Genomic DNA, 18,593 nt, shown 5'->3' with positions numbered 1-18,593 from the left:
AGGAGGACATCATGGTCGGTGTTGAATTTTTCGGAGATACGGATCTGGCGGCGGTCGCCATCTGGGGCTTCTGGCTGTTCTTCGCGCTGCTGGTCTACTACCTGCAGACCGAGAACATGCGCGAAGGCTATCCCCTTGAGAAAGAGGACGGCACGGTCGCCCCGAACCAGGGGCCGTTCCCGGTGCCCAAGCCCAAGGCGTTCCTGATGCCCGACGGCATGCCCGATGTCATCGTTCCCTCTGCCGAGAACGAAGAGCAGCATCGTCGCGCCGAACTTGCCATGGCCCGGACCGCCCTGTCGGAAGGGTTCCCGCACAAGCCCACCGGCGATCCGATGCTGGACGGCGTGGGCCCGGCCAGCTGGGTGCCGCGTCGTGACCGGGTCGAGCGGGACGGCAACGGCCACGCCAAGATCCAGCCCATGGCACAGCACGAGTCTTTCTTCGTCAGCGCGGGGCGCGATCCGCGCGGGATGCCGGTCGTGTGCAACGACGATCATGTCGCCGGCACGGTTGTCGACCTGTGGATCGACGTGCCCGAGCAGATGATCCGCTATCTGGAGATCGAGTTGGAGGCAGGCGGGCGCTGCCTTGCGCCGATGCAGCTGGTCCGGATGAAGCAGCGCTATGTCGACATCCGCACGCTGAACACCGCCCGTATGGCGCAGGTGCCGAAGACAAAGTCGGACCGCGAGATCACGCTGCTGGAAGAAGAGAAGATCGTCGCCTTCTACGGTGGCGGTGAACTTTACTGTAAGGGAGCCTGATCCGATGCCCCGCGATTATCGCAACGATCCCGACTTCACCATCGAGGAGATCCCCGGCCTGCCCGAATCGCTGCCCCGCGGCGAGTCGGTCCTGTGGCAGGGCCGCCCGGACGCCTGGGCGCTGGCGGTGTCGTCCCTGTCGTTGAAATGGATCGCGGGGTATTTCGTGCTGCTGGCCTTCGCGCGGGGCGCCTCGCTGGCGGCAGAGTTCGGATGGCTGCGCGCCATGGGCTACGGCGTACCGATCCTGGCGGTGGGCTTGGTGGCCTGCGCCATCCTGTTCGCGATCGCTTGGGTGCAGGCGCGCGCGACCGTCTATACCATTACGACCGAGCGGGTCGCCATGCGCATCGGCGCGGCGCTGACCCTGACGGTGAACCTGCCCTTCCCGAAGATCGCGTCGGCCGACTTGGCGCTGGGACGCTCCGGGACGGGGACCATCGCGCTGACGCCGGCCAGCGAGACGCGGCTGTCCTACGTGGTGCTGTGGCCGCATGTCCGGCCGTGGCACATGCGCGACGTGAAGCCCGCTTTGCGCTGTGTCAAAGACGCGAAACTGATTGCAGGCATACTGGCCAACGCGGTCGAGGCGCGCAGCACGCGCCCCGAACTGAGCGCCATGGCCGCCGAGTGAGGATGAGGACGATGCGGAACACGGGCCTTTATTACGATGCCGAGCGGCGCGAGATGCAGGAACGCGACCGCGAGATGATTCCGCGCAAGCTTCTGGTCGCGATGGGCGCCATGGCGCTGAGCGCGCTGGGTCTTGCGACCTGGGCCAGCGTTACCGACCGGCCCCTGTCCGGCGTGCCCGAAGCTGCGGCGGTGGTCGAAAGCCGGACCTTCGTGCTGGAAAGCGACTCGATCGCCGCCACGGCCATTGCGCCGGACGGCACCATCCTTCTTGATACCGACAACGGCGCCTTCATCGCCGTGGTGGGGGATGCGCTGAACCGACAGCGCGTCGTTCACCGGATTTCGGGCAACCCGCCCGTGACGCTCGCCCGTCTCGCCAACGGGCGGCTGGTGCTGTCCGACCCCGCCACGGGGTGGAGCGCCGAATTGACCTCTTTCGGGGCCGGTAATGCCCGGCACTGGGAGGTCCTGTTCGGGGATGCCCCGGGCAGCAGCCAAGGAGGGGAATGAGATGGGATTTTTCACGAAAACGGTCGAGACCGCGCCCTGCACGGTCGAGGTCGTCCACAAGTTCGAGGAACTGTCGGCACATGTCCGGCTGGATAACGGGGCGGTCATCCACCCCGGCGACACGGTTCAGGTCCACGGCACGCCTGTGATGGCCGGCTGGGGCGAGGAGGTTCGTGAAAGCCGCATGGCCACGATCCGCCGCGCCTCGGGGCTGGAGCGTCTGTGGACCAAGCTGACCGGCGACATGGAGTTCATGGAGCTATGCGAGTTCTCGTTCAGTGACGAGGTGTCGGCCAGCGGCACCGGCGGAGAGGAGTGCCGGGCATGAACGTGCAAACCCCTCACACCGCCGACGCCACCACGGTCGAGGAAGGCCTGGCGATCCAGCAGGCCCAGTCGAAATTCGACAGCGAGGCCGCCACCGCGCTTGCGATGCAGAACACGCTTCTGACGCCGCGCTTCTATACTACCGATTTCGCCGAGCTAGACGCCATCGACGTCAGCCCCGTCCGCGCGGACTGGGACAAGCTGATGGAGCAGATGCGCAACGACCCCAACAAAGGCCACTTCCGCAAGACTGAGGACTGGGACCATGTCGACTGGGAGGGGATGGAGCCCGAGCTGAAGGCCGAGCTTCTGGATTTCCTGATCTCGAGCTGCACGGCCGAATTCTCCGGCTGCGTGCTGTATAAGGAGATGAAGCGCCGCGGCACGAACGAGGACATCAAGGAGCTGTTCAGCTACATGTCACGCGACGAGGCACGCCATGCGGGCTTCATCAACGACGCGCTGCGCGAGGCGGGCGTGGCGGTGAACCTGGGCTTCCTCACGCGCGAGAAGAAGTACACCTATTTCCGGCCCAAGTTCATCTATTACGCGACCTACCTGTCCGAAAAGATCGGCTATGCGCGGTACATCACCATTTATCGCCACCTCGAGGCGAACCCGGAGCATCGGTTCCACCCGATCTTCAAGTGGTTCAAGGAGTGGTGCAACGACGAGTTCAGCCATGGTGAGGCCTTCGCCCTGTTGATGCGGACCGATCCCAAGATCACGCAGAGCTTTGCCAACAAGCTGTGGATCCGGTTCTTCCTGACGGCCGTGTTCTCGACCATGTGGGTGCGCGACCATGCGCGGCCGAAGTTCCACGAGGCGCTTGGCGTCGATATCGACTGGTACGACATGGAGGTCTTTCGCAAGACCAGCGAGATCGCACGGCAGGTCTTCCCGGTCGAACTGGACCTCGACAATCCACGCTTCATCAACGGCTGTCGTGCCATGGAACGGGCTGTGCGTCAGATGGATGCGGCCAAGGCGCGCGGTGGTGTGTCCGGCATGATGGGGCGTGCGGCGGCGGGGGCGAAGGCCGCCGCGGCGTTCGTGTCGCTTTACACCATGCCGGTGAAGAAGAACGCGGTGCCCGACGACGTGCGCCTCGAACCGGCTTACTGAGGGAGACGGCCGTGGACACCCCCTGGATCGCAGCGCTGTTCGCGCTTTTCGTCTGGTGGTTCTCCACCGGCGCGATCCTGTGGGTGGTCCAGCGCGCCGACGGACGCGGCCGGGGGGCGCATGGGCGCGTGGTCCTGGGCGCCTTGCCCGTGTTGGTCGCCGGCATCGCCGGGGCCATCGTGACCGCCGGCATGCCCGGTGCGGCATATGGCGGGTTCCTGTCGGCCTTGGCGGTCTGGGGCTGGATCGAACTGTCGTTCCTGACCGGCTGCGTTACCGGCCCGTCGCGCGCGCCGATGCCGTTCTGCGTGACCGGCGCCCAGCGCTTCCGCGCGGCCTGGCGGGTCATCGCTTGGCACGAGCTTCTGCTGACCGCGGGCCTCGTGTTCTTCTGGGCGCTGGCTTTCGAAGGCAACCCGACGGGCTTCTGGACCTATGCGGTACTTTGGGGCGCGCGCATCTCGGCCAAGCTGAACATCTTTCTGGGCGTGCCGCGCATCAATGCCGAATTCCTGCCGCGTCCGCTAGCGCATCTGCCAAGCTATTTCCGGCAGGGGCCGGTCTCGTGGCTGTTTCCGATCTCGATCCTTCTGCTGACGGCCGCGGTCTATTGCTGGATCGAACGGTCGATCTTTACGGGCGACGTTCAGTTCGCCCTCCTGGCCGCTCTGACGGGGCTGGCGCTTCTGGAACACTGGTTGATGGTCCTGCCCCTGCCGGACGCGAAACTCTGGAGCTGGGCGATCCCGGCCCCCAAGACGAAAATGCCCGAAGGAGGGGCGAAGAATGGACTTTGAACGGCACTTCACCGATCAGCTTTCGGCCCTGAAAGCCGAAGGAAACTACCGCTTCTTCGCCGACTTGGAGCGCGTCTGCGGCCAGTTCCCGAAGGTAAGGAACCACGGACCGGGACCCGATGAAGTGACGGTGTGGTGCTCGAACGACTACCTGGGCATGGGCCAGCATCCCGACGTGGTGGCAGCGATGGTCGACGTGGCGCAATCTTGCGGCACCGGTGCGGGCGGGACCCGCAACATCTCGGGGACGGCGCATCACCATGTCGCGCTGGAGCACGAACTGGCCGATTTGCACGGGAAGGATGACGCGCTGCTGTTCTCGTCGGGCTACGTGTCGAACTGGGCGGCCCTGTCGACTTTGGGATCGCGGCTGCCGGGGGCGGTCATCTTCTCGGACTCGCTGAACCATGCCAGCATGATCGAAGGGATGCGCCATTCCCGCGCCGAGCGGGTGATCTGGCGGCACAACGACCCCGAGGATCTGGACCGCAAGCTGTCGGCCTACGGGCCGGACGTGCCGAAGATTGTAGCTTTTGAGAGCGTCTATTCCATGGATGGCGACATCGCCCCCATCGCCGAGATTTGCGATGTCGCCGAAAAGCATGGCGCCATGACCTATCTGGACGAGGTGCACGCCGTGGGCATGTACGGCCCCCGCGGCGGTGGCGTGGCTGAGCGCGAAGGGCTGATGGACCGCATCACCCTGATCGAGGGGACACTGGGCAAGGCGTTCGGGTGCTTTGGCGGGTATATCACCGGCTCGAAAGCGTTGTGCGACTTCATCCGGTCCTTCGCGTCGGGGTTCATCTTCACAACAGCGATCCCGCCCGCGGTCGCGGCTGCAGCAACGGCCGCGGTGCGGCACCTGAAGACCTCCGAGATCGAGCGGATGCGGCAGCGCCGTCAGGTTGCGCGCTTGCGTGAGCGGCTGGACCGGCTGGGCATCCCGCATCTGCCGAACCCCAGCCACATCATTCCGGTGATGATCGGCGATCCGGTTAAATGCCGGATGATCGCGGACGTACTGATGGAAAGCTACGGGATCTATGTGCAGCCCATCAACTATCCGACTGTTCCGAAGGGCACCGAGCGGCTGCGTTTCACGCCAGGGCCGCTTCACTCGGACGCCGATATCGACCATTTGGTCGAGGCGCTGAACGGTCTGTGGAAGCAATGCGCCTTGTCGCGACAAGTTGCTTGATTGCCCAAGGGCCAGCCAATTGACTGGTGCTTTCTCAAAGCTATTCTTTCAAAAGAAAAGTTCACGGGGCGGACTTGCCCCGCAATGGGAGGAAAATTTCCTATGAAACTAGTCGTGCTTTCTTTTGCCGCCAGTCTTTTGGCAGCACCGGCCTTTGCCGAAAGTCATGAGATGGCGGGCGATGCAGCGGCCGGCGAAACGGTGTTCAACCAGTGCCAGGCTTGCCATGTCGTTGTGAACGACGAGGGTGAGACGCTGGCCGGTCGCGCCGGCCGCACGGGCCCCAACCTTTATGGTGTCGTGGGACGCACAGCGGGCACGGTCGAGGATTTCCGCTATTCCGATGCCATGGTCGAAGCTGGAGAGGCGGGTCTGCAGTGGGACTTGGCCAATTTCGTGCCGTATGTTCAGGACCCCTCTGGCCACCTTTCCGAGTTTCTTGACAGTCGCGCGCGCGGCAAGATGTCGTTCCGCCTGCGCAACGAGGAAGACGCCCAGAACGTGTTCGCCTACCTCCAGTCCCTCGGGCCGGACGAAGAGATGTCGGAAGACAGCGGCAGCTGAGGTCAACGTCCTGAAATCCCGGAAGGCCGCCCCCCCCCCCGGGCGGCCTTCTGTCGTTCAGAAGTAGCTTGTCACCAGGGCCCCGGATATCAGCGTCCACCCGTCCGCGACGGCGAAGAAAGCCAGCTTGAAGGGCAAAGATACGATTGCAGGTGGCACCATCATCATACCCATAGACATCAGAACCGCGGCGACAACGAGGTCGATGATCAGGAATGGCAGGAACACCAGGAAGCCCACCTGAAAGGCCCGTTCGATCTCGGACAGAAGGAAGGAGGGGACCAGCATCGACAGGGGGGAGTCCGGCGCAAGACCGGTGTCTGCAGTTTCGGGGCGCAGGGTCGCCAGCGCTTCATAGGTCGCGGGGTCGACGCGGCCGGCCATGAAGACTCGGAATGGCTCCAATGCCCGGGGCAGCGCTTCCTCGATCGACAGGATTCCGTCGACCAGCGGGGTGACGCCCACTTCCCAAGCTTCGGTGAATACAGGCTCCATCACGAAATAGGTCAGGAACAGGGCCAGTGTGACAATCAGCATGTTGGGCGGAGACTGCTGAAGTCCGATGCCTTGGCGCAGGATCGACAGAACGGTGACGATGAACGGAAAGCACGTGATCATCACCAGAAGTCCAGGCACCAGGCTTAGGGCCGTGATCAGCACCAGCAACTGAATGCCCCGCCCCGCCAGCGTACCTTCGCCGTCGAAATCAATGGAGATCTGCTGTGCCTCTGCCGGCAGCGCCACGGCGGCGGCGAACAGCAGAAGCCAGAGGCCGAGACGCATCAGAGGCCGCTTTCCATATCCGCGATTTCGGTCAGGCGAACGGCCAGAAGGCCCGCATCTTCGCCCTCCAACTCTTCCAGCTCGCCCTTGGCGATAAGCCGGTCGCCGATATAAAGAAGAACAGGATCCTCGACCTTGGCGTCCAGCGTCAGGACGGCCCCCTGGTCCATCTTAAGAAGCTCTGACAGCTTGGGGCGCGCCTTGCCGACGGCGACGGTGATCTCGACCGGAACGTGATGCAGCGGGTTTTGCGATCGTATCGGCTCGGCCGGCGTTTCTTGGATGTCGTCATCCATGGGACAGAAGCTCCTCGTTATGTGTGTCCAGCGCAAACAGCGCGTCAGTCAGAACCTGCTCCATCGCGCCAAGATCGATCTCGCGCCCCTTGTCGCCCAGTCGGACCTGCAGAACGCCCTCTGGCAGGTTTTCCTCTTCCAGGACCTCGACGGGAAAACGCGGTTTGTCGCCCAGGGCGCGCATCACCTCGGCGGCCTCACCCTTCGCGGTCAGGACCCGAATTTCGGGGTTGGAAAGATCCCCCGCCATGTCCTCGAACGCCTCGATCAAGCGCGGACCGAGGGTCTCGTGGAGAAGGCGCGGCAGGGCGGTTTTCACAATCGCTTCGATCAAGGGCGACAGACCGCGCATCACGTGGGCGCGGGCCTCGTGGAAGGTGAAAGAGAGTTCTTCCAGGCGCGTATCGAAGACCTGCGAACGGGATTCGGTATCTCGCTGCACCGCTTCGGTGGCGTCGTCCCATCCGGCCGTATAGCCCTTGTCGAAGGATTCCAGCTTCTCGGCTTCCAGTCGCTCTCCGTCGAAAGCCTCGACTGGGGCAACCGCCGTGTCCACGAAGAGGTTAAAGTCCTCAAGTTCGAGGGGGCGCGCATTCATGCTTTCTCTCCATCATCTTCCATCCAGGACTTCAGGATTTCGAGCGATTCTTCCTGGCGTTCGTCAATCAACTGGCGCAAGCGTTCGACTGCGGTAGGCTCGGACGGTTCGTCGTCGCCGACGAAGAACCCGCCCCCATCTCCCATCATTGGCATACCGTCGCCGAAGAACACCTCGCCCGAGAGCACTTCGCCGTCTTCTTCCGTATCGGTATCGGGCGCGGGAAGAGCCGTAGCGGCGGACCCTTTGGCCAAGATCGGGCGGACGACGAACAGACCCAGCGCGATCGCGGCAAGTGCGAGGATCGCAAGTTGAGCAAGGCGCATCACGTCGATCGGCCCAGTGAAGGCCCCCGATCCCGGCGCTGTTCCTTCGGAGGGCAGCGGCTCGAACCTCATGCTCTGAACCGACAGGGTATCGCCACGGTCCTCGTTGAAGCCGATGGTGGCGGCGACAAGCTCGCGCAGGGCGGCGATCTCGGTCTCGGGGCGCGGACTCCACTCGACGGTGCCGTCTTCGGCCGTCTGGGTAACCCCGTCGATCAGGACGGCGGTGGTAATGCGCGAGACTGAACCGGGGGCCCGCGTCACCTGCCTTTCGATCTGCGAAACCTCGTAATTGACGGTCTCGCGGCTCTCGCTCATCTGGCTCGACGCGGTAGGGCCATCGGTTTCGGCATCGCCACCGGGGAGGTTCGAGGCCACGGTGACGTTACCACCGCCGGCATCTGAGCTCGATTCCTTGCTCTGCTGGATATCCTGGCTGATCGCGACGCGGCTCTCGGGGTCGATTCGCCGCTCCACGATCTGTTCGGTTTCGTTCACCGTCTCGACATTCACCTCGACGACGACGTTGCCGTAGCCCACGCGGGCTTCCAGCAAGCGCTCTACGTTGCGCTTGAGTTGCTCGGCCTTGCTCTGGCCCTGTCCACCTTGCGGCGTGTCCTCACCGCCCAGAATGACACCGCCATTCCCGTCGATGATCGATACCTGTTCCGGCGACAAACCGGCCACGGCGGACGCGACGAGGAACCGAAGCGCTTTCGCATGCGACGTCGAAATGCCCCCGCCCGCCGGGGTGATCGTGACCGACGCGGTGGGCGTGACATCGCGCTGGAACGGTTTCGTGCCCGTGTTCGCGATATGCACCCGTGCGGCCTGCACCGACGGCGACGCGACGATCGTACGTGCCAGTTCGCCTTCCTTTGCGCGCCAATAGGCCGCGTCGAACATCTGGCTGGTGGTCCCGAACCCGGACATCTGATCCAAAAGCTCGTACCCTGCCGAAGAATCGGCCGGAAGCCCTTCGCTTGCCAAGGTCATGCGCAGGCCGTCACGCTGGGAATCCTCGACGAAGATCGCCCCGGCCCGCACGTCGTAGACGACGCCCCGCTGTTCCAGCGCCTGCACTACTTCACCCGCAGCACCGGGCTCCAAACCGGAATAAAGGAGCGACATTTCAGGCCTGGATGCCATGCGCGCCACACCAAGGACCAGAGCGAACATGGCCACCGTCGCCCCGATCACGACGATACGACGCTGCAGCGACAATGCCTGCCACACCGATATCAGTTCCTGCACGACCGACCTCCTGTCACCCGGGGCTTCTGCCCGTCTTGCGGTCTTCTTGCCCGTCCGGACTTAACAATTGGTTAGTGTCTTTAGGTTTATTTGATCTCACCGGAACGAAAGACGGAGACGGGATCGCATGGCCGAGGACGGCGAAGACGAACCGCCCAAGAAGGGGCGAACGGGCCTGATCATTGGTGCGATTGCCGCAGTCCTTCTGGGCGGTGGCGGGTTCTATGCAGTTTGGTCCGGACTGATTCTGGGCGGTGCTTCGGAAGAGGTCGAATCCGCCGGCGCAGATGATGGCGCCGCGGTGGAAGAGATAGAGATCATTGGATCGCTGACTGCCGAGGAGGTAGGGTTCATCGCCGTAGAGCCTTTGGTCGTCTCCTTGTCGGGCCAGAACAACAACCGTCACCTGCGCTTTCGGGCACAACTGGAGGTGGCGAATCGGCACAAAGCGGACGTGGAACACCTCATGCCGCGGGTCATCGACGTCATGAACGGCTATCTGCGCGCGGTTGAGCCCTCGTCCTTAAGCACCGCCGGAGCACTGATGCAGATCCGTGCCCAGCTCCTCCGTCGGGTCGACATGGTCGTCGGCGCCGGGAAGGTGCGCGACGTCCTGGTCATGGAATTTGTATTAAGCTGAAAGGCACCAGAATGGACCTTATCGCCGATATTTTACTGATTACCGGCGCCATTGGCGCGGCATTCTATTGCTTCGTCCTGTCTCGACGACTGACGCGCTTCACCGACCTCGAACGCGGAGTTGGCGGAGCCGTGGCTGTCCTCTCTGCGCAGGTCGACGATCTGACCAAAGCGCTGGAAGCCGCGAAAGCGTCGTCCGATAGCTCTGGAGCCACGCTGAAGGAGCTGACCGAACGGGCCGATTCCGTGGCTCGCCGGCTGGAACTGCATGTCGCAGCCCTGCACGACGTCGACACGGCCCCCCCGCCTCCGCCGAGCACGCCGTCCCCCGCGCCCATATTCACGTCTTCGGCCCGCTCGGCCGATCGAAGCGCGGCGCCAGCCACACAATCCTTTTTCGCTCAGCGCTCCACGGTAGGTGTCCGATGAAACGGAAATTCCGCCACAAGGCTCGCCGAGTCGGTTTGGGAGCCTTGCCGGTCTTGGCCGGATTCCTTCTAGCTTCGGCAATCTTGCGTTTGGGGGATGGGACAGCCATCGCGATGGCCAGCGAAATCGTCAGGGTGACACAGGCGCACGCTGCAACCCCGGAGCAACCCGAAGACGAGATCGCCACGCTATTGGCAGCGTTGCAAGCCAGGGAGGCAGACCTCGACGCGCGCGAGGAAGAGCTTCAGGCCGAGGCGGACCGCCTCGAAGCGGGACGCGAGGCCCTTGCCCTTCAACTGGAAGAAATCGAAACGGCGGAGCTCGAGTTACGCGAATTGCTTCAACTGGCAGACCGCGCGGCCGAGGATGATCTGAGTCGCCTAGCCACCGTTTATGAGAACATGAAGCCCGCGGAGGCCGCCCCGCTGTTCGAGCAGATGCCGCCCGCCTTCGCCGCGGGGTTCATGGGCCTCATGTCGCCGGCCGCCTCCGCCGCAATCTTGGCCGCCATGCCGGCCGACGTCGCCTATGCCATCAGCGTCATGCTGGCAGGGCGTCACGCCGATCTTCCTGAGGAGTAAGTCATGATCGCTATCGTCGGCGTTGTCGTCGTCTTCGTGATGGTTTTCGGCGGTTATCTCGCCGCCGGCGGAAAACTGGGTATCATTCTGACGTCCCTCCCCTTCGAGATGACGATGATCATGGGGGCGGCGGTCGGGGCATTCCTGCTGTCGAACGACGGCGCAACCGTCAAGCACACCCTCAAGGACATTAAAAAGGTCTTCAAGGGTGTGAAATGGAAACCCGAAGACTACAGCGACCTGCTGTGCCTGCTGTTCGAGCTGATCCGGATGGCCAAGTCCGATCCGCTGGCTGTGGAAACGCATATCGAGAACCCGGCCGAGAGCTCGATTTTTGGTGCCTATCCGAAGATTCAGGGGGATAGTGAAGCCGTCGAGTTGATCTGCGACACACTGCGCTCGGCCAGCATGAATTACGACGATCCGCATCAGGTGGAAGAAGTCCTGGACAAGCGTATGGAGGCGCACCTTCACGCGGCGCTTCACTCCAGTCACGCCTTGCAGAATATGGCGGATGGTTTGCCAGCCCTTGGCATCGTCGCAGCGGTGTTGGGGGTCATCAAGACCATGGCGGCAATCGATCAGCCGCCCGAGGTCCTGGGCAAAATGATCGGCGGAGCACTCGTGGGCACCTTTCTCGGCGTGTTTCTGGCTTACGGTTTCGTCGGTCCGTTCGCCGCAAAGATGAAGGCCGTGGCCGAGGAAGATGCGCATTTCTATCAGCTGATCCGCGAAGTGCTCGTCGCCAATCTGCATCACCACAGCCCTTCGATCTGTATCGAGGTCGGACGCCAGAACGTCCCCGGTCATCAGCGCCCTGCATTCGACGATCTGGAAGAAGCGCTGAAGGGGTCGAAGTCCGCATGATCCGCCTGTCGATCCTGTTCGTGATCGTCCCCCTGGTGGCTTCGGCGCAGGAGGCTGCGGTCCGCACCGCCGAGCATCAGGGATTCACTCGGGTCGCAATCGACTATTCGGCTTTCCCGGATTGGACGCTTGCCCGGGAGGACACGTCGCTCGTACTGAGTACGGATCGGGCAATTGCGTATGATCTCTCGGATGTGTTTCGACGGATCGACCGAGACCGCGTTGCTGATTTTGCCCAAAACTCCGCCAATTCCCTAACCATCGACCTGGAATGCGATTGCAGGTTCGAGACGTTCCGTTTCCCCAACGGAGGGCTCGCCATCGATATATTCGACGGACCCGCTAGCACCGATCCAACCCTGGAAGAGCCGGAACCCGAGTTCGCGGAGTCTCGGATTGAACCGAGGTTCGAAGCCCCGGCAGGACCGATCGCTCCCCCTGTGTCATTGTTGCCCGGCTTGCTGACCCGCAATGTCTCTGCGCCCCCCCGCTCCGAAGATCATGAAGATCGGGTAGCGGCCCTTCGGTCGCGCCTGCAGGGTGACCTTCTTGCAGCCTCAGGTGGCGTATTGGAAAGCAGGCAAGAAGAGGGCGCCGAACCAGGCGCCCAATATCGCGCGGAAGAGACTGAGACGCGCGATGGCCGAGGGTATTCCAGTGTCCCGCCGCAGATCGTCTGTCCGCCATTTGCCGAAGACGAATTGCAAGACTGGATGACGGCTCGCCGCAACGTGCCGAGCACCGAAAGCGATCTAACCTGGATGACGGCCGAGGCGCAGAGGATGATCGCAGCCGGCATGGGTATCGAAGCGGCTCGGCTTCTAGAGGCGTATCCGGATCCGGGTTCAGACCGTCAGATTCTGACAGAACTTGCGTACTTGATGGATGACAGCATCGAAGCTCCCGCAGTTGCCCAAGCGGCCGAGTGCGGACCGCTCATGTCGCTGATGGCCCTGATCGCCGATCCACCTGTCCTGCCGAATCGCGTAGCTACCATCGTTTCTGCCCTCCAAGGCGCGCCCGAACCGGTCCGCCCGTTCCTGGAACGGCGCGCCATGTCCAGTCTGCTGGCCCTCGGGCGTGAGGAAGAAGCCACCATTCTTCGGAACGCTACTCGATCAGCAGGCGACGATCCTCAGCCTGATCTGGCCTCGATCGCCATGGAGGACGCCCCACCATCGAGCGACGAGTTGCAGGCTATCGTATCCCGTCGAACCCCGGAGGCTGCGGAAGCCATCCGCGTCATGATCGAAAACATTCTTGACGCGGGGGACAGCGTGCCAGTCTCGGTGTTGGATCAAGCTCGTGCCCTGCTGCCCGAAATCACAGGCCTGGAAAAAGATCGTATCGTCAGGGCGGTCATCCTGGCGGAGATTGCCGGTGCGCGGTTCGAAAAAGCGAGCGATGAAATTCGCGACGTTGCAACCCATACGCCAGCTTTGGCCGTGGATCTGAATCGGCATCTGTTCGAAAGTGTACTGGGCCTTGGCGATGCCACCTTCCTGCGCCAGATGATGCGGCTCTCCGATCACCCTATCGCGGACGCCGAGCTTCGACTTGAGATCGCCAGTCGCGCAACGAGGTTGCATGTTCCGGACCTCGCGATCAGCGTGCTTGACCGTGGCATAGGGCTGCCGTTGCGGGGCGAGAAACTTCTACGGGCCCAGATCGCCATCTCGAAGGATGAGCCCGAACGGTCAGAAACACTTCTAGCCGGTATCGAAGGCGAAGATGCTGAAGAACTGCGACAGCAGGCGACAGCCCTTATCGCCAGCCGTATTCCCGAGCCCCCCCCGCCTGCGCCGGTGCTTTCGGACACCGTCACCGCCCGGAGTTCGCGCCTAGTGGAGGATACCGCCGCGTTGAGGGAACAGCTTTCCCAGATCCTCTCGGAATAGGGAAACGCGCTTAGGACTTTGTCAACGAAATGACTGCTACTCAGGGCGTACCGATACCGATTTGAGGTGCGCCTAGAATGGGCCGTCAAACAACGCCTTCCGAGTCCGGCCTGCGTTACCCGCATCGCAGGCAGGTGCCATGAACATCCGCGCAGTCTTCCAGCCGACTGTGCTGTTGTCGATGGCATTGATGGCGGTCATCGTCATGATGATCCTGCCGATGCCCGCGTGGGTTCTAGATGTAGGGTTGGCTGCGTCCTTCGCGCTGGCCATTCTGATGTTCACGACGACGCTGTTCATCGAACGGCCTTTGGACTTCTCGTCCTTTCCGACCGTTCTTCTTGCTGCGCTGATGCTTCGCCTTTCGCTGAATGTCAGTTCCACCAAACTGATCATCGGCCAGGGTCATACCGGTACCGGTGCGGCGGGAGACGTGATCGAAGGGTTCGCCATGTTCGTCATGGGGGGCAGCCTGTTCCTGGGCCTCGTGGTTTTCGGCGTTCTGATGATCGTGAATTTCATCGTCATCACGAAGGGTGCCGGCCGGATGGCCGAAGTTGGTGCACGCTTTGCGCTGGATGGGATGCCGGGCAAGCAGCTTGCCATCGACAGCGACATGAGCGCCGGCGCGATCGACCATGCCGAGGCCAAGAGCCGGCGTGAGACGGAACAGCAAGAAACGACGTTCTTCGGCTCGCTCGACGGCGCCTCCAAATTCGTGAAAGGCGATGCGGTCGCAGGCTTGCTCATCACGCTCCTGAACCTCGTGATGGGACTCGCCATGGGGACGATTGTCCATGGGATGCCGATCGGATCCGCGTTCGAGACCTATGCGATCCTCACGGTAGGCGACGGTCTGGTTACGCAAATCCCCGCCGTCATCATCTCGATCGCGTCGGCGCTGTTGCTGGCACGCGGGGGCGCCAACGGATCGACCGACATTGCCCTTTTCGAACAGTTCGGCCGCCACCCGTCCGCATTGGCCACCGTAGCATTCCTTCTGGGGTTGTTCGCCCTTGTCCCGGGTCTGCCATTCGTGCCGTTCATGGCCGGCGCGGTAGGACTCGGATGGCTATCCTACTCGGCCCACAAAGCGGCGCTGGCACGCGAAAGACAGGCAGCCAAGGCGCCTGAAACCGAAGCGATCCCCCCAAGATCCATGGGGGATACGCTCGATCTCGACGAAATCCACTTGGAGTTCGCGCCGGATCTCGTCCCGCTTGTATTGGATCCAGGGACTGGTCTCGACTCCCGGATTGGAAACATGCGCCAGCATGTCGCCCGATCCTTCGGCCTGGTTCTTCCTGAAATTAGATTGACCGACGATCCGGGCCTTCCGGATGGAACCTATGTCATTCGCATTCACGGGGTCGAACGCGTCAGAAGCGTCATCGAACCTTCGCGCGTCCTGGCCTTGCTGGGCGATACGTCCCGCGCGGCCTTGCCCCCCGGATCGGATGTCGAAGAGCCTGTCTACGGTGCGCCGGCGCGTTGGATCGACGCCGAATCCCAAGACGACGCCGCGACGCTTGGCGTCACGACGGTCAGCCCCGCCGAGGTTCTGGCGACGCATTTGCTGGAAATCATCAAGAGGAACCTTCACCGCTTGATGACACTCAAGACGCTCCGGCGATTGCTGGACGAGTACGTCAACTTGTCGGATCCCGACCGCGCCAACGCCAACCGGCGGCTGATCGAGGAACTTGTTCCGGACAAGGTCCCGAACGAGCTTCTGCTTCAAGTCCTCAAGCTTCTTCTGGAAGAACGTGTGTCGATCCGCAATCTGCCGCTGATCCTCGAAGCAATCGCCCAGGGTCGAGGGCAGGCCGCGACGGCCGAGGCGATCTGCGAGATCGTGCGTCAGCGCCTGAGTTTCCAGCTCATCGCCGAATTGAAACGGCCCGACGGGTCCGTCCCGCTGATCCAGCTGGCCCCGGAGTGGGAACAAACGTTCCAGCAGCATCAATTGGGTGGAGAGGCCGCGGCGGCGAACGTGGCACTGCCGCCGGACGCCTTCAACAGGCTGATCGAGGGCGCTGCGGGAACGCTTAACGATGCGGCAGAACGCGGCGTCTTCCCCGCCATTGTAACCTCGGCCAACAGACGGCGTTTCCTGCGCATGGTTCTATCCGCAAAAGGCCTGACCAACCCTGTGCTCAGCTTCGAGGAGTTGGGGACCGAAGCGCAGCCAGCCCTGGTCGGAACCGTTCCAGCGTGATCGCCGCCCTGACCGCCCTGACGGAACTGGTCGGCGTCGCCTTCCTGGCGGCGTTCGCCGTTTTCCTTCGCATCGGAGCGGCGATGGCGCTTCTGCCGGCATTCGGAGAGCGCACCGTCCCGGTGCGCGTCCGCCTGGTCGTGGCATTTGCCTTCACGCTGATCGCGACCCCGGCCGTGGCACCCGCCCTTCCCGATGTCGGGCCCGCGGACTTGATCGGGCGGCTGCTGCTGAGCGAGACGATAATCGGCCTGACCTTGGGGGCGATCCTACGCCTTTTCGTGATCGCCCTTCAAGTCGCCGGGGCCATGGCTGCGCAGTCGATCTCACTGGCGCAGATCTTCGGCGGCGCCGGTCTCGATCCGCAACCGACGATCTCGCACATCATGGTCGTCGCGGGACTGGCCTTGGCTGTCATGCTGGGCCTGCACGTCAAGATCGCGGCCTACCTCGTCTATTCCTACGACCTTTTGCCGCCCGGACAATTGCCGGTGCCGGGGGACCTGTTGGATTGGGGAATTACGCGGGTGGCCCGTGCTTTCGCCCTGGCGTTCGGGCTGGCCATGCCGTTCGTGATCACGTCGCTTTTGTATAACTTGACCCTGGGCGTCATCAATCGCGCCATGCCCCAGCTGATGGTCGCTTTCGTGGGGGCCCCGGCGATCACGCTCGGCGGGCTGGTTCTCGTCGCACTGTCGCTTCCGTTTGCCCTTCAGGTCTGGCTGTCCACGATGGACGCCTTCTTCCTCGACCCGACCGGAGCGGCCAGATGAGCGGTTCCGACGACGAAGCCGAAAAGTCCCACGAGCCAAGTCAGAAGAAGCTCGACGATGCGCGCAAGAAGGGTGAAGTCCCCAAGTCGACTGACCTGACCACCGCCGCAAGCTATGCCGGGATGTTGTTGGCCGCGGGTGTTTTCGGGGCGACCTCCCTGCAACAGGCTGGGGCCAATCTAGCACGATTGTTGGAGAGCGCGCCGTTCGAGCCGCCGTCGGGGGCCGTCCTGCTTCCGCTCAGCCTCGCTCTGGGCCTTGTCCTGACCCCATGGATCCTGCTTCCCATGGCCTTCGCCCTGCTATCAATTCTCGGGCAGCGGTCCTTCACGGTGACCGGCACCAAGCTGAAACCCAAGATCAGCCGTATCTCCATCCTTTCGAACGCAAAGCAGAAGTTCGGCGGCGCGGGATTGTTCGAGTTCGCCAAGAGCACCGCGAAACTGGTGATCTATTCCGTCGCGCTGTTCGTGTTCCTTGCGCAGAGCATGCCGTCTATCCTTTCCCTGGTATTGGTCGAACCCGCCATCGGCACGGCCCGAGCCCTGTCCATGACAGTGCAGTTCATGAGCATTGTGCTGATCGTCGCGCTAGCCATCGGCTTCGTCGACCTACTGTTTCAGCAGGCCGAACACCTGCGCAAGCACCGCATGTCCCGCAAGGAACTGATGGACGAGCACAAAGACTCCGAGGGCGATCCCCACATGAAGCAGCAACGCCGGCAAAAAGGGATGGAGATCGCCTCGAACAAGATGCTGCAGGATGTTCCGGATGCCAGCGTCGTCCTTGTAAACCCGACCCATTATGCCGTTGCGCTGAAATGGTCGCGGTCCAATCCGGGGGCGCCCGTCTGCGTTGCCAAGGGCGTAGATGTCGTGGCCGCACGGATCCGCGAGGTGGCCATCGAGGCCGGAGTTCCAATCCATCCCGATCCGCCGACCACGCGAGCCATATACGGCGCCGTGGAAATCGGGCACGAGATCCGGCCCGAGCACTATGCCGCTGTCGCGGTCGCGATCAGGTTCTCGGAGGATATGCGCAGAAAGGCGAAAGCAAGGTGAACCATAAACAATTGGAAGACCTGGCCGACATTGCCGGCGTCATCAGCGACCGCGAACTCTCGAAGGTTCGCGTCATCATGGCGGAAATGGCAAGACTAAGAAGTGAGATCGCGGAAATCCAGGACCAGCGTGCGGCACGTCAGGCTGACGCTGCACTGGATCTTGCCCGCGTATCCGGAGCGGAAATGGCGTGGATGGCCGCGACCGAGGAACGCCTGCGGGTGCTGCAAAGCCAGCACGCCCGTCTGCGTGCTGGCCATGAGCAAGTTCTTGACGTGGCCCGGAAAGCTTTTGGCCGCGCCGATGTGGCGCGGCGCTTGGCCGAGGGTGCCGGCAAAAGGCGATAGCCGGGGACCTGAGGTTCGCCGTTCTCACGAATGCCCCGTGGATGCGCTTGCTTTCCCCAGCTGCCTATGCCGGCTCAAGCCTCCTGCTTGCCGATATCCGTGAGAAGGATGCCGAAGAAGCCGGTGCCAACCTCGGTTTTCGCCGTCTGTTCCAAGGACTTCTTCAGCCTGTCGATCGCCCCGTTCGAAGTGAACGCACCGTCGAAGCCGCCGGTATTGGCATGGTCGAGCATCACCCGCAGAAACCGATCCCGCAGGCGCGGTTCGCGCTCGGCAACGGCGGCTTCGATTTCGGGGGCAATCTCAAGCGTCAGGGACACGACGACGAGAGAGTCGACGCGCCCGGCATCCAAGACCGGAATTACGAACTGGTTTCCCAATTCGAAAAAGATACCTTCCGCAGGCTCCTCGACAATTGGCTGCGGATCGGTCACGGCATTATCTGGCGTGCCCACCGGCCCGCATGGCGCTTCTGAAGACGCGACATCCGGAAGGTTGGACGTAGGATCGGGCCGCAGGGCAATTCCTGCGCCCACGCCGCCGCCCAATCCGATCAGTGCAATTATCAGGGGCAGAATCTTTCCCATTGGATCACC

22 protein-coding genes are annotated in these 18,593 nt (G+C 62.7%); 17 read left to right on the top strand and 5 right to left on the bottom strand.

Annotated features, from left to right (window positions below; all coding sequences use genetic code 11):
• Nucleotides 1-11: 11 nt before the first annotated feature.
• The 8 genes from puhA to PAA8504_RS12260 all read left to right on the top strand — a co-directional run bounded on the left by puhA (nt 12) and on the right by PAA8504_RS12260 (nt 5,927).
• The gene (puhA, locus tag PAA8504_RS12295; protein ID WP_108894490.1) at nt 12-767 is read left to right on the top strand and encodes a photosynthetic reaction center subunit H; all 756 of its coding nucleotides are present in this window, start codon (nt 12-14) and stop codon (nt 765-767) included.
• Between the two features lie 4 nt (nt 768-771).
• Complete coding sequence (puhB, locus tag PAA8504_RS12290) at nt 772-1,401, top strand: photosynthetic complex putative assembly protein PuhB (protein ID WP_108894489.1); 630 nt, start codon at nt 772-774, stop codon at nt 1,399-1,401.
• Between the two features lie 11 nt (nt 1,402-1,412).
• On the top strand, nt 1,413-1,913 hold the full coding sequence (puhC, locus tag PAA8504_RS12285) for a photosynthetic complex assembly protein PuhC (protein ID WP_181375787.1): 501 nt from the start codon (nt 1,413-1,415) through the stop codon (nt 1,911-1,913).
• 1 nt (nt 1,914) lies between these two features.
• Complete coding sequence (locus tag PAA8504_RS12280) at nt 1,915-2,241, top strand: O2-dependent cyclase accessory protein (RefSeq protein ID WP_108894487.1); 327 nt, start codon at nt 1,915-1,917, stop codon at nt 2,239-2,241.
• Complete coding sequence (gene acsF, locus PAA8504_RS12275) at nt 2,238-3,365, top strand: magnesium-protoporphyrin IX monomethyl ester (oxidative) cyclase (protein WP_108894486.1); 1,128 nt, start codon at nt 2,238-2,240, stop codon at nt 3,363-3,365. Before PAA8504_RS12280 ends, acsF begins: the two co-directional genes overlap by 4 nt.
• A gap of 11 nt (nt 3,366-3,376) precedes the next feature.
• A complete protein-coding gene (gene puhE, locus PAA8504_RS12270; protein WP_108894485.1) occupies nt 3,377-4,162 on the top strand; it encodes a putative photosynthetic complex assembly protein PuhE in 786 nt (261 codons plus the stop codon).
• Entirely contained in the window at nt 4,152-5,363 is a 1,212-nt protein-coding gene (gene hemA, locus PAA8504_RS12265; protein ID WP_108894484.1) for a 5-aminolevulinate synthase, read from the top strand. Before puhE ends, hemA begins: the two co-directional genes overlap by 11 nt.
• Before the next feature lie 102 nt (nt 5,364-5,465).
• A complete protein-coding gene (locus tag PAA8504_RS12260) occupies nt 5,466-5,927 on the top strand; it encodes a c-type cytochrome (RefSeq protein WP_108894483.1) in 462 nt (153 codons plus the stop codon).
• Nucleotides 5,928-5,984: 57 nt separating this feature from the next.
• On the opposite strand, the gene fliP is transcribed toward PAA8504_RS12260, so the two are convergent.
• Genes fliP through fliF form a run of 4 tightly spaced genes read right to left on the bottom strand, consistent with a single transcriptional unit; the run spans nt 5,985 to nt 9,184 of the window.
• Nucleotides 5,985-6,710: a flagellar type III secretion system pore protein FliP gene (gene fliP / locus PAA8504_RS12255; RefSeq protein WP_108894482.1), complete on the bottom strand. Its 726-nt coding sequence runs from the start codon at nt 6,708-6,710 to the stop codon at nt 5,985-5,987.
• A complete protein-coding gene (locus tag PAA8504_RS12250; RefSeq protein WP_108894481.1) occupies nt 6,710-7,006 on the bottom strand; it encodes a FliM/FliN family flagellar motor switch protein in 297 nt (98 codons plus the stop codon). The genes fliP and PAA8504_RS12250 overlap by 1 nt, the downstream gene beginning before the upstream one ends.
• Nucleotides 6,999-7,604 (bottom strand): hypothetical protein, encoded by a 606-nt coding sequence (locus tag PAA8504_RS12245; RefSeq protein ID WP_108894480.1) that lies wholly within the window; start codon nt 7,602-7,604, stop codon nt 6,999-7,001. Before PAA8504_RS12245 ends, PAA8504_RS12250 begins: the two co-directional genes overlap by 8 nt.
• The gene (gene fliF / locus PAA8504_RS12240; protein WP_108894479.1) at nt 7,601-9,184 is read right to left on the bottom strand and encodes a flagellar basal-body MS-ring/collar protein FliF; all 1,584 of its coding nucleotides are present in this window, start codon (nt 9,182-9,184) and stop codon (nt 7,601-7,603) included. Before fliF ends, PAA8504_RS12245 begins: the two co-directional genes overlap by 4 nt.
• A gap of 127 nt (nt 9,185-9,311) precedes the next feature.
• On the opposite strand from fliF, the gene PAA8504_RS12235 reads away from it, so the two are divergent.
• The 9 genes from PAA8504_RS12235 to PAA8504_RS12195 all read left to right on the top strand — a co-directional run bounded on the left by PAA8504_RS12235 (nt 9,312) and on the right by PAA8504_RS12195 (nt 17,997).
• Nucleotides 9,312-9,824, top strand: a complete 513-nt coding sequence (locus tag PAA8504_RS12235) for a flagellar basal body-associated FliL family protein (RefSeq protein WP_108894478.1) — start codon at nt 9,312-9,314, stop codon at nt 9,822-9,824.
• Nucleotides 9,825-9,835: 11 nt separating this feature from the next.
• A complete protein-coding gene (locus PAA8504_RS12230) occupies nt 9,836-10,252 on the top strand; it encodes a hypothetical protein (RefSeq protein WP_181375786.1) in 417 nt (138 codons plus the stop codon).
• 113 nt (nt 10,253-10,365) lie between these two features.
• Nucleotides 10,366-10,833, top strand: coding sequence for a MotE family protein (locus tag PAA8504_RS12225; protein ID WP_108894477.1), 468 nt, complete (start codon nt 10,366-10,368; stop codon nt 10,831-10,833).
• A 3-nt stretch (nt 10,834-10,836) separates the two neighbouring features.
• Nucleotides 10,837-11,700, top strand: coding sequence for a flagellar motor stator protein MotA (gene motA, locus PAA8504_RS12220; RefSeq protein ID WP_108894476.1), 864 nt, complete (start codon nt 10,837-10,839; stop codon nt 11,698-11,700).
• Nucleotides 11,697-13,598 (top strand): hypothetical protein, encoded by a 1,902-nt coding sequence (locus tag PAA8504_RS12215; protein WP_108894475.1) that lies wholly within the window; start codon nt 11,697-11,699, stop codon nt 13,596-13,598. Before motA ends, PAA8504_RS12215 begins: the two co-directional genes overlap by 4 nt.
• 139 nt (nt 13,599-13,737) lie before the next feature.
• Nucleotides 13,738-15,816, top strand: a complete 2,079-nt coding sequence (gene flhA, locus PAA8504_RS12210) for a flagellar biosynthesis protein FlhA (protein ID WP_108894474.1) — start codon at nt 13,738-13,740, stop codon at nt 15,814-15,816.
• On the top strand, nt 15,813-16,589 hold the full coding sequence (locus PAA8504_RS12205; RefSeq protein ID WP_108894473.1) for a flagellar biosynthetic protein FliR: 777 nt from the start codon (nt 15,813-15,815) through the stop codon (nt 16,587-16,589). Before flhA ends, PAA8504_RS12205 begins: the two co-directional genes overlap by 4 nt.
• Nucleotides 16,586-17,650 carry an EscU/YscU/HrcU family type III secretion system export apparatus switch protein gene (locus tag PAA8504_RS12200; protein WP_108894472.1) on the top strand — a complete coding sequence of 355 codons (1,065 nt, stop codon included), beginning with the start codon at nt 16,586-16,588 and terminating at the stop codon, nt 17,648-17,650. Before PAA8504_RS12205 ends, PAA8504_RS12200 begins: the two co-directional genes overlap by 4 nt.
• Nucleotides 17,647-17,997, top strand: coding sequence for a hypothetical protein (locus PAA8504_RS12195; protein WP_108894471.1), 351 nt, complete (start codon nt 17,647-17,649; stop codon nt 17,995-17,997). Before PAA8504_RS12200 ends, PAA8504_RS12195 begins: the two co-directional genes overlap by 4 nt.
• Nucleotides 17,998-18,071: 74 nt before the next feature.
• On the opposite strand, the gene PAA8504_RS12190 is transcribed toward PAA8504_RS12195, so the two are convergent.
• Nucleotides 18,072-18,584 (bottom strand): flagellar basal body-associated FliL family protein, encoded by a 513-nt coding sequence (locus PAA8504_RS12190; RefSeq protein ID WP_108894470.1) that lies wholly within the window; start codon nt 18,582-18,584, stop codon nt 18,072-18,074.
• Nucleotides 18,585-18,593 lie beyond the last annotated feature (9 nt).

It is taken from the genome of Palleronia abyssalis, from assembly GCF_900302445.1.
Lineage (GTDB): Bacteria > Pseudomonadota > Alphaproteobacteria > Rhodobacterales > Rhodobacteraceae > Palleronia > Palleronia abyssalis.
Note: the sequence above shows the minus strand (reverse complement) of the source record. Positions and strands in the feature narration are given on the sequence as shown.